The organism is Methyloterricola oryzae, assembly GCF_000934725.1.
GTDB lineage: Bacteria > Pseudomonadota > Gammaproteobacteria > Methylococcales > Methylococcaceae > Methyloterricola > Methyloterricola oryzae.
This window is the reverse complement of sequence record NZ_JYNS01000009.1, coordinates 153587-171192: the sequence shown is the minus strand read 5'-3', so window position 1 is coordinate 171192 and position 17606 is coordinate 153587. Positions and strand designations below refer to the sequence as shown.

Genomic DNA, 17606 nt, shown 5'->3' with positions numbered 1-17606 from the left:
AAAACACGAATGTGATTGCCAGACCCGCGGATGGGTTTGGACGAAGGACCTACGAGGAGCAGGCGACGTGCGCAAGATTTCCGTAACGCTGGCAGTGATGAGTGTCCTGGCCCCGCTCGGCGCCAGCGCCCTGGGCATCGGAGACATCCGGTTGCGTTCCTCACTGAACCAGACCCTGAACGCGGAAATCCCCCTGGTCACTTCCGGCTCCGAAACCCTGGACGATGTGAAGGTGAGCCTCGCTTCCCCGGAAGCTTTCAGCAAAGCCGGCATCGAACGCAGCTACGCGCTGACCAAACTGCGCTTCAAGCCGGTACAGAGACGCGATGGCAGCTACGCCATCCGCGTCAGTTCGCAGGACGTGATCCGTGAACCCTTCCTGAACTTCCTGCTGGAAGTCAATTGGCCTCAAGGCAGGATGTTGCGCGAATTCACGGTTCTGCTCGACCCGCCTTCCACCTTCAAGGAAGAAACCGTCCCAAGCACGGAGTTGCCGGAAACCAGCGACGAGGTCCGAAGCACCCGGCCCGCGCCCGAGGAAGACTACATGCCGCGGCGCGCCGCCCGGAGCAACCGTGTCGGCGTCGAAACCCCGGACAAGACGCGCATCCGTGGGGCCAGCTACGGTCCCGTGAGGACCAATGAGACCCTGTCGGGTATCGCCAGGCTGGTGGCGCGCGAGTTGGGCGTGTCCCAGGATCAGGCCATGGCGGCCCTCTATCAGGCCAATCCGCAGGCTTTCATCAGGAACAACATCAACGCACTGAGAGCCGGCCAGACGCTGGCGATCCCGGATCGGGATACGATTCTGAGTCTTCCCTCGCGGATGCCGAGGGAAGCGGCAGGCAGCGCGCCCAAACAGGGGCGGCTTGCGGAGCAGCGACCGGAGACGGCACCTGACTCCGGCGAGACGGTTTCCGGAAGCCAGCTGAAACTGCTCAGCCCCCAGGATGAGAAAGGCAAAGCGGGCACGGGACGCGACGAGAGCGGCAAATCCAAGGGCGATATCGCCTTGGAAGTGGCCGATACCGTCAAGCAGGAGAACGAGGAAATTCGTTCGCGCCTGAACGAGCTTGAGCAACAGCTCACCGCCATGCAGCGCTTGCTCACCCTGAAGGATCAGCAGATCGCCAACCTGCAAGGCCAGGCTGTAGCGCCGGAAGTGCAGCCCACGCCGGCGGCGGCGACTGCGGTACAACCCACTGCAACCCCTGCGGTGACCACCCCCGCACCGACGACTGCGGCGGAGCCGGCGGTAACCGCGCAGGCTACTCCGGCACCGGTAATAACGCCTGCCCCGGAGGCGGCCACCGCGCCCAAGCAACAGGCCCTGCCGCCGGTGACACCACCGGCGGTCAAGCCGGCTGTGAAGCCTCCCCGCCCGGCGCCCCCGCCGATGGAGGAGCCGAGTCTGCTGGATGCCTTCCTGGATGAACCCTTGCTGCTTGGCACCGTCGGCCTGGGTTCGCTGTTCCTGCTCGGTTTCATCGCCTGGTCCGCCATGCGGCGGCGCGCCGCCCTGCAGGATGAGGCGGAGAGCATCCTGGCTCCGAACCTGCGCGACCGCATCGCGGAGACCCCGACGCCCACCCCCATACTGGACGCGATGCCCACGGAACATATCGTGGTTTCGTCCAAGAGTTCCTTCCTCAGCGAATTCACGCCCAGCGATTTTGACGCCCTGAGCGGCGAAGCCGACGAGGTGGATCCCATCTCCGAAGCCGACGTGTACCTGGCTTACGGGCGCTACAAGCAGGCGGAGGATTTGATCACCAGTGCCATCGCCCAGCATCCCGAACGCGACGAATGCAAGCTCAAGCTGTTGGAAATCCATTACGCGACGGAGAATCGCGGCGCTTTCGAGAAGTATGCCGTCGAATTGTTCGAGGACGGAAAAGATGCCGATGGCGTTTTCTGGGACAAAGTCAAGGAGATGGGGCGGGAGTTGTGCCCCGGAAATCCGCTGTTCTCGGGCGTCGGCGACATCAAGCTGGATGCGGCGGAAAGTGCCTACCTGGGAGGCGAGCTTCTGGATGAGCAAGGTGGCCCCGAAATCGAAGACGATTTCATCGCCGAGCTGAAACGCTTCGAGGAGGGCAATCGCAAGTCCGATGCGGACCCGGGTGCGCATCTGGCGAGCTTCGACTTCGACGATGCCCTCGACCTGGCCCCACCTCAGACGGACTCGGACACGGAAGACACTCTGGGCGCCCTCGATTTCGAGGTTCCATCCGCCAAATCAGAAGTTAAGCGAGACAAGCCGGACATGGCCCTCGACCTGGACAACCTGATCCCATTCGAACCCGGCCCGAAAGCGGGCGCAGGCCAGGCATCCAAGCCAGCGGCAGATCAAGACAAGTCCCTGGACGACATCCTCGTCGAGATGGGAGCCAAGGACGAAGGCACGGACGAAGTGGCGGCACTGGATTTCGACATGGGGCTGGACTTCCCCGTGGAGAAGCCCCCGGAGGCGCCCGCATCTGCGCCCACCCTCGATGCCAGCGACGAAGAGCTGTTCGCCAGCCTCACCGATATGGACGAGCAGGAAACCAAGCTGGACCTGGCCAAGGCCTACATCGACATGGGCGACTCCGCCACGGCCCGGGAGATCATCGCCGACGTCCTGTCGCGCGGCAACGAGGCCCAGAAGAAGGAAGCCACGGCCCTTCTGGCCAAGATCGACAAGTCCTGAAACCCACCGCGCTCCGGTCGTTCTCCGGCTTGGCGGCGCGGCGCGCCCCTCGACAATCCTTGGCAGGTTCTTTAAGCCAGACGGTTTCCGAACCGCATCGGGCCCCTTCAGAACAGCCTGTCCAGCCAACTGCCTCCTTCACCCTCGTCTGACTCACTGCCTCCGCAGGCGGAGTAAAGCGCCGGCGCAGACCCGGTTATGAATGGAAGCGGCGTGGCGCTTGCGCAGGCCTCACTGGCGCGCAGGCCGTTGCTGCGGTCTATCCAGACGCTTTCCACATTGTCCGGCGCATCCAATTGCAGGGGTTCACGACTGACCTTGCCCATGGTGGCCGCCCAGATATGCAGCGCCCCCTGAGCCCCGGTCAATCCGGCCGGCTTGTTGTCATCGCGCCCCAGCCAGACCACGCCCGCGTAGTCACCGGTGAAACCCGCGAACCAACTATCGCGCATATCATTGGTGGTGCCGGTTTTCCCAGCCACGTCAAAATCCCTGGACAGATAGGAATATACGGCCCGCGCAGTGCCTTCCCGGGTCACTTCCTGCAAGGCCCGGTTCACCAGATAGACAGCGGCCGGATCGAGGCTCTGCTTCACGTCCAGGGTATAGCGCTGCAAGGTGTGGCCATCCTGCGCCACCACGGCCTGGATGGCCCGAAGGGGCGTCACGAAGCCGTCGTTGGCCAGCGTCTGATACATCTGCATGACATCCATGGGAGTCAGTTCCCCCGCCCCCAGGAGGGTTGCCGGAAATTCCGCCAGATCGCGCTCCACCCCCAGGCTGTGAAATGTCTGTACCGTACGCGGCACCCCTACATCCAGACCCAGGCGCACCGTCGCAAGGTTGTAGGAATGGGCCAGAGCCGAGTACAGCGGGACCGTGCCGTGTTCGCGGTTATCGTAATTCTTCGGCGTCCAAGGCGCGGCTCCGCCTCCGGCCACGCGAATGGCGCGATCCTGCAGGGGCGAAACCAGGGTATAGCGGCGCGGGTCGGCGAGTGCCGTCAGGAATACCACCGGCTTGTACAATGAGCCGATCTGGCGGACCGAATCCAGGGCCCGGTTGTAACCTGTCGATTCCGCATCACGCCCCCCGACCAGAGCAGCGATCTCGCCCGTCGCGCGCCGCGTGATAATTGCGGCGGTTTCCAAGCTGCCGGACTTTCGTTGCTTGTCCAGCCTCGTCAGGGTTCGGTCGACTGCGGCCTGAAGCTGCTGTTGCACCTCCACATCGAGGGTGGTGAATATGTTCAGCCCCGTCGTGGTCAGATCCTCGTTCCGATATTCCTGCTGCAATTGCCGCTTTACCAGATCAAGGAAAGCGGGATAACGGCTGATCGCCTGGTGGGGATTGCTCTGCACATCCAGTGGCTGCAGCTTGGCGGCCTGTGCTTGCTGCGGCGCGAGATAGCCCTGCTCTACCATGGCATCGAGCACACGATCCCGCCGATCCCGTGCCTTCGTTGGCATGCGCACCGGATCATAGAACGAGGGCCCGCGCACCAGCGCCACCAGCAGCGCCACATGATGCAGGTCCAACTCCTCCACGGAACGGCTGAAATAGAACTGGCTGGCGAGCCCGAAGCCATGGATGGCGCGGGCGCCATCCTGCCCCAAATAGATTTCGTTGAGATAGGCCTCGAGAATTTCCTGCTTGGAATAGCGCGCTTCCAGCAAAAGGGACATGAGCACCTCGTTGAGCTTGCGCCACCAGGTACGTTCCGAGCTGAGGTAGAAGTTCTTGACCAATTGCTGGGTCAGGGTGCTGCCCCCCTGCACGATGTCGCCGGCGCGCACATTGGCCCACATGGCCCGGGCGATCCCCTTGGGCGAGACTCCAAAATGCTCGTAGAAATCCCGGTCTTCCACCGATAGCAAGGCGTCGATCAGGGGTTTGGGTACTTGATCCAGCTTGACCAGCACCCGGTCCTCCTTCAAGGCCGGATAGAAGCTCCCGATCTGGACCGGCTCCAGCCGGTAGATCGGCAGCGACTCTCCGCTATCAATATCCTCCACCGCGATCACTTCCCCGCCGCCAAACGTGACGCGCAGTTGGCGGCTGGGTTCACTCGCATCCCAGAAATGAAACTCCCGGGTCCTGAGCCGTATTTCGCTGCCAGAGCGCACGAAAGCGCCTTGTGTCGTCAACTGCGGGTCAGCACGGTATTTCAGTTCCCGCAGCAGGGCTTCCAGGCGACCTGCGTCCAACTTGGCCCCAGCGAACAGTTCGGCCGGACTGGCAAACACGTGGGCGGGCAAAGCCCACCGCTTGCCCTCGAAATGCTGCCTGACGGTATAGTCCTGATACGCCACATAGGACAGCGTGAGCACGGCCATAAAGAGCAGGAGCAACACCGTAAGCCGCCTCATACCGCGGGATAAAGCCGAGCCTTCCCGTCTCTGGGGAGCCCGACGTCGTAACATGCTCATGAAAAAAGCCTGGCTGGGTTTTGGAAAGGAAAATCAGAAGGCCCGTTCGGGGCGGCATTCGACTGTGGAAAAAGGCGGTTGGTGGAGAGGAAGCGCCGAAAGATCCAGCAACTGGGCACTGGGCCGGCCCAGCAGATAGCCCTGGACGTAGTCGACCCCGAACTCGCGCAGCAGTTGAAAGACCTCGTTCGTTTCCACGTATTCGGCGACAGTCCGCTTGCCCAGCTTCCTGGCGATATCGATCATCGCCTTAACCAGTACCTGATCCGTTTCATCATGCAGCAGGTTGCTGATGAACTGGCCGTCGATCTTCAAATAGTCGACGGGAAACTTTTTGATGTAGTCGAAGGAACTGAATCCAGCCCCGAAATCATCCAGGGCAAAGTGACACCCCAGGGCCCTGATTTTTGCGATGAGTTCCCGCGTCTGCTGGTGACTGGAGACGGCAGCGGTTTCCGTAATTTCAAAGGTGATACGGTCAGGCGCGACGCCCCTTGCGGCCAGCGTGGATTGCAAAAGTGAGTAGAGCGAGGATTGATGAAACGCATGCACCGACAGATTGACGGAGAAGCCCAGCCCGGCCTGGTGCTCGGGCAGGGTCGCCAGGCAGTCGACGGCGTTTTCCACCACCCACAGATCGATGGCGTGGATCAGACCCATGCGTTCTGCCACCGGTATGAATTCGCAGGGCAGATGCACCTGTCCGCTCCGGCCCTGCAGGCGCAGCAACACTTCGTAGTGTGTCACCGCCCCGTCCGCAACCCGTACGATGGGCTGAAACACCAGAAAGAATCGGTTTTCGACCAAGGCCTCGCGCAGGATAGGCACCCACAGGACATCGCGATGCCGGGTGTAGACGTCCTGATCGTCCTCGTTATAGCAATGCACACGGTTACGACCGTTGCTCTTCGCCACATTGCAGGCCTGGTGGGCGCGGGTGATCGCCTCCCCGGGGTGCTGCAGGCGGCTGCGACCATCCAGCAGCGCGACACCGAGGCTGGCGGAAATCCGGTAGTTGTCGCGTCCCGGGAGAAAGTGGAAACCGTCCAGGGCACGGCGCAGACGTTCGGCCATCGCCGCGGCTGCCTCTTTGTCCGCATCCGGCAGAAAAATGCAGAACTCGTCGGCCCCGATTCGCGCAGCCAGTTGTTCCGGCGCCAGCATGCGATGCAACACGCCCACCACTTCCACCAGCAACCGGTCACCGCTGCCGTGTCCCTCCAGGTCATTGACCAGATCGAAGCGGTCCAGATCAAGGTATAGCAAGGCACCTGTCCGGATTCCCCGGTCACCCTGCAGAGCGGCTTCCAGGCTGCGGCGATTGGCCAAGCCGGTCAGCTCATCATGGGCTACCAGGTACTGGAGGCGGGCTTCCATGACCCGGCGGTCCGCCAGTTCGTCCAGCAGGCGCGTCTGCTCCTCCGCGCGCCGGGCACGCTCGGGACATAAGCGCAGAGCCAGGCTCACCAGTATGTCCACGCCTGCCGGATCGGTAGGCGCCGTCACCATCAGCGCACCGGCCTCATCCAGCGCCATCAGCAGGGCCTCCGAGGTTGGCAACGACTCACACCGCTTGTCACGCAATATCACCACGGTGACGCCTGATGCCACCACTTCGCGGACCTGTTCAGCCTTTGGCAATGGACCTTCCAGCGACCAGAGGAACAGGCGCACGCCGTCCGGAGGCGCTTGACAGCACTCCCAGGCCACCGGCCCGAAATCCCTCTCTGGGACAAAAACCGCAGACAGGCCGGCTTTCGCCAGCGCATGCTCAAACCAGACTCGGCGCTCAGCTCGCGCTTCGGCCACGAGGATACCGTGCCGCGCCCCCTCTTCAATCATAGTGCAGTGTACCTATACTCACGGTCCACCCGAATTCGGCCTGAATACCATCCGACAACCCTTGCGAAAAGCGCCTGCAGGGCAGGATAGCTCGACCTTTTTCAGAATATAGACAACAATTGAATCATCGCATGGTGTATACCATACGGAGTCTGTCCATTGTCGTTAAAGGAAGAAGCATGAAGGACCACGTCAGCGTAAGCATCAGGGAAATTCTCGCAGGAAATGTCCAACTCGCCTCACCCCCTGAGATATTCCTAAAGATCAACAAGATACTTGACGATCCGAACGGCAGTCTGGGAGAAGTGACGTTTCTCATCGAACACGATGCCGGGCTGACGGCACGCCTGCTCAAAATCGTCAACAGCGCGCTCTACCATTTTCCAAGTCCGGTCTCCTCCATCCGGGACGCCGTCAAGATCATCGGCTACCAGGAACTGCGGGATCTCGTCCTCGCAACCCTGGTGGTGGACCGCTTCTCTTCCCTGCCCAACGGGCTCATCTCGATGCGCAACTTCTGGATGATGAGCGTGCGTTGCGCGCTGATCGCCAAATTCCTGGCGGAACGCCACCCGCAGAAGCAGCAACTCGGCGCCAGTTTCGTCTGCGGATTATTGCACGAAATCGGCCGACTCATCGTCTATCAGCGCCTGCCCGAGCCGTCCCGCGCCGCCGTGCTGCTGGCCACGCGGGATAATATCCCGGAATTTCAGGCGCAGCGGCACGTGTTCGGCTTTGACTACTATGCCGTGGGTGCCGAATTGGCCCGGCGCTGGCGGCTGCCCCAGGTGATCGTGAGCAGCATCGAGTTCCACGAGGCGCCGGGGGGCGCCGGCGAATTCAGCTTGCAGACGGCACTCGTGTGCATCGCCTACCAACTCCATGTGATGGACTTTCGCGATAACGCCTGGCTCGACAAGCAGTTGAGTGAACATGCCGAGGTCTGGGAAATCATCGGGCTCACCCGGGAGGTGCTGGGCGAGGTGCTGCCTCAAGTGGAGACGGAATTTCTCAGCGTTTTTAGCACCATCTTCCAGGACCGCTGAGGCAAACTCCCACCGCTTCCCCTCTTGCGCGCTTGCCAGCTCGGCCGCTCAGACACCCAGGCGACGACGCAGGATGGCCGCCAGGGCTCCCGCATGGTCGGCACGGCTATTGAGGGCCGGGATATAGCGGTAGCGTTCTCCGCCAGCCTCCAGAAATACCTCCCGGTTGGCGATAGCGATCTCCTCCAGGGTCTCCAGGCAGTCCACCGCGAATCCGGGGCAGACCAGATCGACCGACTTTATTCCCTCGCCCGGCAAGGCCCGCAAGGTATCCACGCAGTAGGGCTGGATCCATTTGGCAGGCCCGAAGCGCGATTGGAACACCACACGCCAGTCGGACTCCTTCAATTCAAGGCGCGCCGCGATCTCCTTGGCGCTAGCCAGACATTGTTGGTAATACGGGTCGCCCAGTTCCCGGCAGCGCTCAGGCAGGCCATGGAAGGAGAACAGCAGCAGCGGCGCCCGCCCCTCGCCCGACTGCCAGAACTCGGCGATGCTGGCCGCCACGGCGTCGAGATAGCCGCCATCGAGATGGTAGTCGCTGATGAAATCCAGATGTGGCAGATGACGCCAGCGGCGGAAGGTATCGGCCACCGCATCGAAGATGGAGGCGCTGGTGGCGGCGGCATATTGCGGATACAAGGGCAGGACCACGATTCGTTTGACGCCCTCCGCCTTGAGTCTTTCCAACTGCGCGGTAATGGAAGGGTTGCCGTAGCGCATCGCGATTTCCAGGCGGAGGCCTTGCAGCCCGGCTGCTTCGAGCCGCCCCTTGACGGCTTCGCCCAGATCGGTGGTCAAGCTGAGCAAGGGCGAGCCGCGCTCACCCCAGATCGTGGCATAGGCCTTGGCGGACTTGCGCGGCCTCACCCGCAGGATCACCCCGTGCAGGATGGGCCACCACAGCGGCTTGGGTATCTCGATGACTCGCGGGTCCGATAAAAATTCGCCCAGATAACGCCGTACCGCCGATGCGGTTGGCGCGTCCGGCGTGCCCAGATTGACCAGCAATACCGCTGTTTCGGCGGTGGTCGGGGTCTGTTCCATATCCGCTCGCCTCAGCGCCGGTTGATGAGTTCGAGGAACTCGGAGCGGGTGCTGATCTGGCGGCGGAACAAGCCCAACATGGACGAGGTCATCATGGAGGAATTCTGCTTTTCCACACCGCGCATCATCATGCAAAGATGCTTTGCCTCGATGACCACGGCAACCCCCGCAGGGTTAACCGCTGTCTGGATGGCATCGGCGATCTGCTTGGTAAGGCGCTCCTGGATCTGCAGCCTGCGGGCATACATCTCGACGATGCGCGCCACCTTGGAAAGCCCCAGCACCTTGCCCTTGGGGAGATAGGCCACGTGGCACTTACCGATGAAGGGGAGCAGGTGATGCTCGCACAGGGAATACAGTTCAATATCCTTGACGATCACCATGTCCTCGGTGTCCGCCTCGAAAATCGCGTTGTTCAATACCTTGTCGAGGGAGAGGTGGTAGCCGCTATTCAGGTACTTGAAGGCTGCCGCGGCACGCTTGGGGGTATCGACCAGGCCCTCGCGTGTCAAGTCTTCGCCAATATCCTGAATCAGATTTGCAAAATGGTTTTCCATTGTCGTGTTGCCTTGTTATTGATCGTAATTGGGCATCCCAGATCGCTTCGACCCGATATGGGCTGGAAAGTGCCCCGGCGCGACTCGCACGGGTTGGTCTCGACGACGCCTAGGCCGGCTCGGCTTGGGCCGGAATGGTGAGCGCTGCCGCTTCGCGCAGCACCGCCGCTGTCGCACCTTGCTTGTGGGCGTGCTCGCTCAGATGACGCCGCCAGCGCCTGCCTCCGCCTGTGCCGTGGAACAAGCCCAGGATATGTCGGCTCATACTTTGCAGTCTGACGCCCGTGGACAACTGCGCTTCCACGTACGGCAGGAAAGCATCCAGCACCTCATGCCGCGATGGTACCGGGTGCGCATCGCCGAAAATCAGGCGGTCCGCCTCAGCGAGCGCGTAGGGATTGTGATAGGCCGCCCGGCCGATCATTACACCGTCAAATTCGCGCAGGTGCTCCAGACTCTCGTTCAGGCTCTGGATACCGCCGTTGAGAATGACCTGCAGGCCGGCAAAGTCGCGCTTCAGCGCCAGCGCCACATCGTAGCGCAGTGGTGGGATCTCCCGGTTCTCCTTAGGCGACAGGCCCTGAAGCCAGGCCTTGCGGGCGTGGATGATAAAAGTCTCGCAGCCCCCTGCTGCCACCGTCTCCACGAAGGCACACAGTTCCTCGTAGGAGTCCCGCTCGTCGATGCCGATCCGGGTCTTCACCGTGACGGGAAGCTTCGCGCTTGCCTTCATGGCGGCCACACACTCGGAAACCAGTTGCGGCTCGGCCATCAGGCAGGCGCCGAAGCGGCCGTTCTGGACGCGGTCGCTGGGACAGCCCACGTTCAGATTGACCTCGTCGTAGCCCAGGTCCTCGGCGATCCTGGCGCAAGCCGCCAGTTCGGCCGGGTTACTGCCGCCCAGTTGCAGGGCGAGCGGGTGCTCCTGGGGGTCGTAGCCCAACAACCGCTCGCGGTCGCCGTGGAGCACGGCGCCCGTGGTGATCATCTCGGTATACAGGAGGGTGTGACGGGTGATGAGGCGGAGAAAGTAGCGGAAATGACGGTCCGTCCACTCCAGCATGGGTGCCAGCGACAGACGGCGCGAAGGGCATGACCGCGGGCTTGTGAAATTCGAAACCATGGCAGGACGCGTTGGACCGCGCGCCGGCGCGGTCTGATATATCGCGGAAGGACTCAGGAATCCCTGGGCCCGGACGGCGAGCGCGGCAGCAGCGGGCGGTGGCCCAGGTCGCTCGCGAGTCGCTTCAAGCGCGCGTTTTGCTGCCACCAGTAGCCACTCACCAGGAGGGCGGCAAAGCCGCAGCTGGCAATGCTGAAGTAGGTCAGGTTCTTCAGTTCCACCACCTCGCCCAGCAGATCGCTCTCAGCGGCTTTAACCGACGACCCGGGGCTCATTTGATACCTGGCATGGTCGGTGCGGTCTAGGTCGGCCTCCCGCAGCTCCCTGCCCTGGGCGTAGCTTTCCAGCAGCCTCAATTCATTTCGTAGATCTTCGAAGGCCTGGATTTCCGCGGCTCCCACGGTCCCCGCCGCAACCCTGCCCTCCAGCTTGCGCAGACGGTCTTCCACGGATTCGGCTATGAACCCGGCCATGCGCTGCTGCAGGGAAGCCAGTTGCTCACCGTACAACTTGATCTTGTCGTTGCCCGAGACAGACGCCTGGCGCGATTCGAAGCGGGTGACCAGATGGCTTGAGTTCCACAGCAGCGCCGCGCTGACCAGAAGCAATAGAACGAGCGACACCAGGGCCAGCACCTGCCCGCGCTTCTGCAAGTCCGGAATTGGACTCGGGGCGAGTTCGGCGCGCACCAAGGTGATGACGGTCCGGCTACTGTCTTTGTTATCTTGCATTTTTGTCCCCGGGGCACGCGGCAAGCCGTATCATGGCGCCACCGCCTGGCCGGTTAATATGACAGAATGGCCATACCGGGTCAATTCTCCGCCCGCGCCTTGACCATCAGGGTTTTCATGTCGGAAACGGCGCGTTCCATGCCCACAAACAAGGCTCGCGCCACGATGGCATGGCCGATGTTCAATTCGCGAAACTGGCCAATGCGGCAGATGGGCTCCACATTGTGGTAATGCAGTCCATGACCGGCATTCACCTGCAATCCGAGGCCCTCCGCCTGCAAGGCCGCCCGGGCGAGCCGCTCCAGCTCCTGTCGCTGCTGGGCCCCACTGGCGGCTTCCGCGTACTGCCCGGTGTGGAGTTCGATGACCGGGGCTCCGGCCCGGGCGGCGGCATCCACCTGCTGCGGTTCAGGGTCGATAAACAGGGAGACCTCCACGCCGGCAGTGCCCAACCGCTGACAGGCCACGCGCACGTGCTCGAAATGGCCGGACACGTCCAGCCCCCCTTCCGTGGTCAATTCCTCCCGGCGCTCGGGCACCAGGCAGCAGGCCTGCGGGCGCACCCGGCAGGCAATGGCCACCATTTCCTCGGTCACCGCCATTTCCAGATTCAGGCGCGAGTTGAGCATGGCTCGCAGCAGCTCGATGTCACGGTCCTGGATATGGCGCCGGTCCTCCCTAAGGTGTGCCGTGATGCCATCGGCGCCGGCCTGCTCGGCCAGCAGGGCCGCCTGCACCACTTCGGGATAGCGGGTGCCCCGCGCCTGGCGGATGGTCGCCACATGGTCGATGTTCACACCCAGGAGAATGCTTTGCTTGCTTTGCATAGGATGGAGTCGGTTAAGTTCTTTGATCTGCGAACGGGTCCGCGCCTCACCTGCGGCCAGGCCCTTTGAACAGTTCGCGGCTCTTGAGCGGCTTGCCGCCCAGGTAGTGCCCGAGCACGAAGCGCATCAACTGCTTGGCTTCGCTGATTTCCAAGGGCCCCGGCAGGCACCGCCGGCGCAGCCCGAGCAGGGTGGTACCGCGGACTGCCCCGCGGCGCGGCTCACTCGCGCGCGCGCCTTCCTCGATGTGATAGACATAGTGCCGATCCGCCCGGATCGGCTCGGCCCCGGTCGCCTCGAAATCCAGTAGCAGCCCGTAACCGAGTTCGTCCAGCAGGCTGAGCTCGAAGAAACGCAGCTGCGGTTCCGCTGGCTCGCCGCTTGCCAGGGCGAGGAGCAGGTCTTGATAACACTCGAACAAGGCGGGGTGAGAATCCAGTGCCGGAAGGAGCCGCAGCAGCAGTTCGTTGAGATACAGGCCGCAAAACAGCGCCGCGCCGGCGAGGGCATGGGCCGGGCCGTCGGCCTCCGCTTCAGTCAGCGTCGGCAGTTCTACGCTTCCGGCCCAGGACAGGCTAAGTGGCAGAAAGGGTTGCAACAGGCCTGCCCGTCCACCCTTGCCGCGCGTGGCTCCCTTGGCCAACAGTCTCACCACTCCCCTGTCGCGGGAAAACACATCCACCAGCAGGCTGGTCTCCCGGTAAGGCCTCCGATGCAAGACAAAACAGGTTTCCAGCAGAACCCTGTCCTTCGCGCCCATGGTGTTAGCTGTCGGAATACCCCAGTCTTTGCAGGGCCCGCTCGCTGTCGGACCAACCGCGCTTCACCTTGACCCAAAGGTTCAGGTAGACCTTGCGCTCCAGCATCTTTTCCAGGTCCTCCCGGGCCCTTTGGCCGACCTTCTTGAGCACCTCGCCCCGGTGTCCGATGACGATGGTCTTCTGACCGTCACGCTCCACCCAGATTACGGCGTGGATGTGAATCACGCCCTTTTCATGCTTGTACTGCTCGATCTCCACCGTGAGAGCATGCGGCACCTCTTGTCCCAGGCTGCGGATCAGCTTCTCGCGGATGATTTCCGCCGCGAAAAAGCGCATGGGACGGTCCGTGACCTGATCGTCCGGATAGATGGCCTCGCCCTCGGGCAGCAGGGACATGATCTTGTCTTCCAGTGCATCCAGGTTGGTACCCTTAAGCGCGGAGATGGGCACGATTTCCGCGAAAGCGAAGCGTGCCGCCGCATCCTCCAGGAACGGCAGCAAGCGCGACTTGTCCTCGCACTGGTCGACCTTGTTCACAGCCAGTATCACCGGGCAGGAGGCCTGCTTGACCTTCCCCAGGATGAGTTCGTTATCCGGGGTCCAGGACCAGGAGTCCACCACCCACACGATCAGGTCCACCCCCAGCAGCGCATTGTCGGCGGTGCGGTTGAGGTAACGGTTCATGGCCCGCTTTTCGCTTGCGTGAAGCCCCGGCGTGTCTACATACACCGCCTGTCCTGCGTCGGTGGTCTTGATTCCATGGATTCGGTGCCGCGTGGTCTGCGGCCGGCGCGAGGTGATGCTGATCTTCTGTCCCAGCAAATGATTCAGCAGAGTCGATTTACCCGCGTTGGGCCGCCCGATCAAACCCACATAGCCAGCTTTCATAACAAGCCCTGGTCCTGTTCCGCCAGCTTCTGCAGCATGCGCTCGGCGGCCTGCTGTTCAGCGCGCTTGCGTGACGGCCCCTCGCCCTCGCTGGATTCGGGCATCAGCGGTACGCGGCACTCCACGCGGAACTGCTGGTCGTGGGGCAAGCCTGACATGGACAGCAAAATATAGATGGGAAGCTCCAACCCACGCCCCTGCATGATCTCCTGCAGGCGTGTCTTGGGGTCCTTGCGGCGGTCATCGGGGCTGAGCCCCTCGATGGCCTCGCCGAACAGATTGAGAATCCAGTCCCGGCAAATCTCGTAACCCTGGTCCTTGAGCAGCGCGCCCATCACCGCTTCCAAGGCGTCAGACAGGATGGAGTCACGGCGAAAGCCACCGCTCTTGAGTTCACCGGAGCCGAGGATGAGATGGTCGCCCAGGTTCAGGTTGCGGGCCACGCCCGCCAGGGAGGTCTGGTTCACCAGGGTAGCGCGCAAGCGGCTGAGGACACCTTCGTCCGCCTCCGGAAACTTTTCGTACAGGCGCTCCGCCACGACGAAACCCAGTACCGAGTCGCCAAGGAACTCCAGGCGCTCGTTGTGCTTGTGGTCGGCGCTGCGGTGGGTGAGCGCCTGGCGTAGCAAGGCCGGATCCTTGAACTGAAGGCCCAGCTTCCGGGCGAAGGTTTCAACCTGTCTACTCAATCGCCCCCCGCCTCGATACTGTCATCGAAGGTCACCAGTACATCCACATTCCCCATGATGTGCTCCACCGCCTCGTAGGCGATCTGAACCGTGAGCCGGCCGCCCTGCTTGGTGATTTTCACATCCTGGGCGGTCACCCGGTTCACCATGTTGATGTCCCAGCGCTTCTCCAGGGTTTTGAGGATCTCCTCCTTGGGCCGGGTCGCCAAGTCCGGATCGGACTTCAGGGCCTCCAGCGAACTCACGATCTTATAATGTTCGAGATAGATGGGCACCAGTTTGATGGTGAGCAGCGTGAAGAAACCGACCAGCATAAACATCAGCAGGAAGCCGATCATGGTCATGCCCGACTGACGCGATAATCTACTCATGCTGATCTCCCTTTGCCGGTTCACTTCAGGACAGTCCCCAGACGGTTGAAGGCGACGCCGCCGTTGTCCAGGTCCCAACTCATCCAGATGAAAAATGCTCGCCCCACCAGATTGGCCTCCGGGACCGTGCCCCAGTAACGGCTGTCGTTGCTGTTGTCGCGGTTGTCGCCCATAACGAAATAATGTCCGGCGGGCACGGTGAATTCACCCTGCACGGTAGGTTGGCCTTCCCGTATGAGTATATCGTGGGTCACATCCGCCAGGTCCTCCGACAGCAGGATGGAGCCGCTCATGCTCTCTCCCTTGCCCGTGCCGTGGTATTCGCCCAAGGGCGTCTGCTTGACCGGTTCGCCGTTGATGAATACCTGCTTATTGTAATAGCCCACCTTGTCGCCCGGCAGCCCGACCACCCGCTTGATGTAATCCACCGTCGGATCCTTGGGAAAGCGAAAAACCACGATATCGCCGCGCTTAGGCTCGCCCATCTCCACGATTTTGGTGTTGAGCACCGGCAGTCGGACCCCATAGGTGAACTTGTTCACTAGGATGAAATCGCCGATGAGCAGGGTCGGCATCATCGACCCCGAAGGAATGCGGAACGGCTCCACCAGGAAGGAGCGCAGCAGCAGCACGATGAAGATGATGGGAAAGAAGGACCGGGCGTAGTCCACCAGGATCGGCTCTTTCTCCGGCAGGCTTTCCTCGCCGGCCATCTTGAGCCATAGCAGGTAGCCGCCCCAGATCAGGCCGGTGACGGCACTGGCCACCACCAGGAAGAATGAAAAATCCATGTCCATCACGAATCCTTGTTCACGCGCAGCACCGCCAGGAAAGCCTCCTGGGGAATGTCGATCTTGCCTACCTGCTTCATGCGTTTCTTGCCCGCCTTTTGTTTTTCCAGGAGTTTCTTCTTACGGGTGATGTCACCGCCATAACACTTGGCCAGCACGTTCTTGCGCATGGCCTTCACCGTGGAGCGCGCGATGATCTTCGATCCTATCGCCGCCTGGATGGCGACCTCGTACATCTGCCGCGGAATCAGGTCCTTCATGCGCTCGACCAGGTCGCGGCCCCGGCTCTCGCTGACGCTGCGATGGCAGATGAGGGAAAGCGCATCCACCTTCTCGCCGTTGATCAGCACATCCAGCTTGACCAGTGGCGCGCTCTGGAAGCGTAGGAATTCGTAATCGAAGGAAGCGAATCCGCGGCTCACCGACTTGAGCCGGTCGAAGAAGTCCAGCACCACCTCGCTCAGGGGCAGCTCGAAGGCGATGGAAACCTGGCTGCCCATGTACTGCATCTTCTTCTGCACGCCGCGTTTCTCGATGCAGAGAGTGATCACGGCGCCCAAGTAGTCCTGCGGCACCAGGATGTTGGCCTGGATGATGGGCTCGAGTACATCCTCGATCTCGTTGGGAGGCGGCAGCTTGGACGGGTTGTCGATCTGCACCGTCTCCCCGTCGGTGGTCATGACTTGATACACCACCGTCGGCGCCGAGGTGATGAGGTCCAGGTCGTACTCGCGCTCCAGCCGCTCCTGGATGATCTCCATGTGCAGCATGCCGAGGAAGCCGATGCGGAAACCGAAACCCAGGGCCTGCGAAGTCTCCGGCTCATACTGCAGGGCCGCGTCGTTGAGGCGCAGCTTGCTCAGAGCCTCGCGCAGGTTCTCGTAGTCGTCCGCCTCCACCGGAAAGATGCCGGCGAACACCCGCGGCTGCACCTGCTGGAAACCTGGCAGGGACTGGGTGGAGGGGTTGTCGGTGCCGGTGATGGTATCGCCCACCGGCGCGCCGAAAATGTCCTTGATGGAAGCGACCATGAAACCCACCTCGCCCGGCCCCAGTTCCTCGCGCTCCTCCCGCTTGGGGGTGAACACGCCGACCTTGTCCACCAGGTGGCTGCGGCCGGTGGACATGATGGTGATCTTTTGTTTGCGCCCCATGCGGCCGTTGACTACCCGCACCAGGGACACCACGCCCAGGTAGTTATCGAACCAGGAATCGATGATCAGGGCCTGCAACGGCGCATCAGCATCGCCCTGGGGCGAAGGTATGCGCTCCACCAATTGCTCCAGGACATCGGTGACGTTCAGCCCGGTCTTGGCGCTGATGCGCGGAGCATCCTCGGCCGGAACCCCGATGATGTCCTCGATCTCCTGGATGACCTTTTCCGGGTCCGCCGAGGGCAGGTCGATCTTGTTCAGCACCGGCAGCACTTCCAGGCCCTGCTCGATGGCCGTATAGCAGTTGGCGACGCTCTGCGCCTCCACGCCCTGGGCGGCATCCACCACCAGCAAGGCGCCTTCGCAGGCCGCCAGGGAGCGCGAGACCTCGTAGGAGAAGTCCACATGCCCCGGCGTATCGATGAAGTTGAGCTGGTAGGTCTGGCCGTCCTTGGCCTTGTAGTCCAGGGTGACGCTCTGCGCCTTGATGGTGATGCCGCGCTCGCGCTCGATGTCCATGGAGTCGAGCACCTGCTCGGCCATTTCCCGGGCGCTCAGCCCCCCGCAGATCTGAATGAAGCGGTCGGCCAGGGTAGACTTGCCATGGTCGATATGAGCGATGATCGAGAAATTTCGGATGTGTCTGAGGTCGGTCACT

The 17606-nt window shown here is 62.1% G+C and carries 15 protein-coding genes; 2 read left to right on the top strand and 13 right to left on the bottom strand.

Annotated features, from left to right (window positions below):
* Positions 1-67: 67 nt before the first annotated feature.
* Positions 68-2692, top strand: a complete 2625-nt coding sequence (locus EK23_RS13540; RefSeq protein ID WP_045225897.1) for a motility hub landmark protein FimV — start codon at positions 68-70, stop codon at positions 2690-2692.
* Between the two features lie 107 nt (positions 2693-2799).
* Here EK23_RS13540 and mrcB read toward each other — a convergent pair whose 3' ends face one another.
* Complete coding sequence (gene mrcB, locus EK23_RS13535; protein ID WP_235282058.1) at positions 2800-5046, bottom strand: penicillin-binding protein 1B; 2247 nt, start codon at positions 5044-5046, stop codon at positions 2800-2802.
* 108 nt (positions 5047-5154) lie between these two features.
* Complete coding sequence (locus EK23_RS13530; RefSeq protein ID WP_052808169.1) at positions 5155-6963, bottom strand: putative bifunctional diguanylate cyclase/phosphodiesterase; 1809 nt, start codon at positions 6961-6963, stop codon at positions 5155-5157.
* A 179-nt stretch (positions 6964-7142) separates the two neighbouring features.
* Here EK23_RS13530 and EK23_RS13525 point away from each other — a divergent pair, with 179 nt between their 5' ends.
* Positions 7143-8009, top strand: coding sequence for an HDOD domain-containing protein (locus EK23_RS13525; RefSeq protein WP_045225895.1), 867 nt, complete (start codon positions 7143-7145; stop codon positions 8007-8009).
* A gap of 48 nt (positions 8010-8057) precedes the next feature.
* Here the strand turns inward: EK23_RS13525 and hemH are convergent, their stop codons facing one another.
* From hemH to lepA, 11 genes are all read right to left on the bottom strand, one after another.
* Entirely contained in the window at positions 8058-9056 is a 999-nt protein-coding gene (hemH, locus tag EK23_RS13520; RefSeq protein WP_045225894.1) for a ferrochelatase, read from the bottom strand.
* 11 nt (positions 9057-9067) lie between these two features.
* Positions 9068-9613 carry a GTP cyclohydrolase I FolE gene (folE, locus tag EK23_RS13515; protein ID WP_045225893.1) on the bottom strand — a complete coding sequence of 182 codons (546 nt, stop codon included), beginning with the start codon at positions 9611-9613 and terminating at the stop codon, positions 9068-9070.
* 109 nt (positions 9614-9722) lie between these two features.
* Entirely contained in the window at positions 9723-10736 is a 1014-nt protein-coding gene (gene dusA, locus EK23_RS13510; RefSeq protein WP_045225892.1) for a tRNA dihydrouridine(20/20a) synthase DusA, read from the bottom strand.
* Between the two features lie 53 nt (positions 10737-10789).
* A complete protein-coding gene (locus tag EK23_RS13505) occupies positions 10790-11467 on the bottom strand; it encodes a hypothetical protein (RefSeq protein WP_045225891.1) in 678 nt (225 codons plus the stop codon).
* A gap of 80 nt (positions 11468-11547) precedes the next feature.
* Positions 11548-12294, bottom strand: coding sequence for a pyridoxine 5'-phosphate synthase (gene pdxJ / locus EK23_RS13500; RefSeq protein ID WP_045225890.1), 747 nt, complete (start codon positions 12292-12294; stop codon positions 11548-11550).
* Between the two features lie 46 nt (positions 12295-12340).
* Positions 12341-13054 (bottom strand): DNA repair protein RecO, encoded by a 714-nt coding sequence (gene recO / locus EK23_RS13495; RefSeq protein WP_045225889.1) that lies wholly within the window; start codon positions 13052-13054, stop codon positions 12341-12343.
* 4 nt (positions 13055-13058) lie between these two features.
* A complete protein-coding gene (gene era, locus EK23_RS13490; RefSeq protein ID WP_045225888.1) occupies positions 13059-13943 on the bottom strand; it encodes a GTPase Era in 885 nt (294 codons plus the stop codon).
* Positions 13940-14632 (bottom strand): ribonuclease III, encoded by a 693-nt coding sequence (gene rnc, locus EK23_RS13485; RefSeq protein ID WP_045225887.1) that lies wholly within the window; start codon positions 14630-14632, stop codon positions 13940-13942. The genes era and rnc overlap by 4 nt, the downstream gene beginning before the upstream one ends.
* On the bottom strand, positions 14629-15003 hold the full coding sequence (locus tag EK23_RS13480) for a DUF4845 domain-containing protein (RefSeq protein WP_045225937.1): 375 nt from the start codon (positions 15001-15003) through the stop codon (positions 14629-14631). Before EK23_RS13480 ends, rnc begins: the two co-directional genes overlap by 4 nt.
* A gap of 20 nt (positions 15004-15023) precedes the next feature.
* Complete coding sequence (gene lepB, locus EK23_RS13475; RefSeq protein WP_045225886.1) at positions 15024-15800, bottom strand: signal peptidase I; 777 nt, start codon at positions 15798-15800, stop codon at positions 15024-15026.
* Positions 15800-17605, bottom strand: coding sequence for a translation elongation factor 4 (lepA, locus tag EK23_RS13470; RefSeq protein ID WP_045225885.1), 1806 nt, complete (start codon positions 17603-17605; stop codon positions 15800-15802). Before lepA ends, lepB begins: the two co-directional genes overlap by 1 nt.
* Position 17606: the final 1 nt, after the last annotated feature.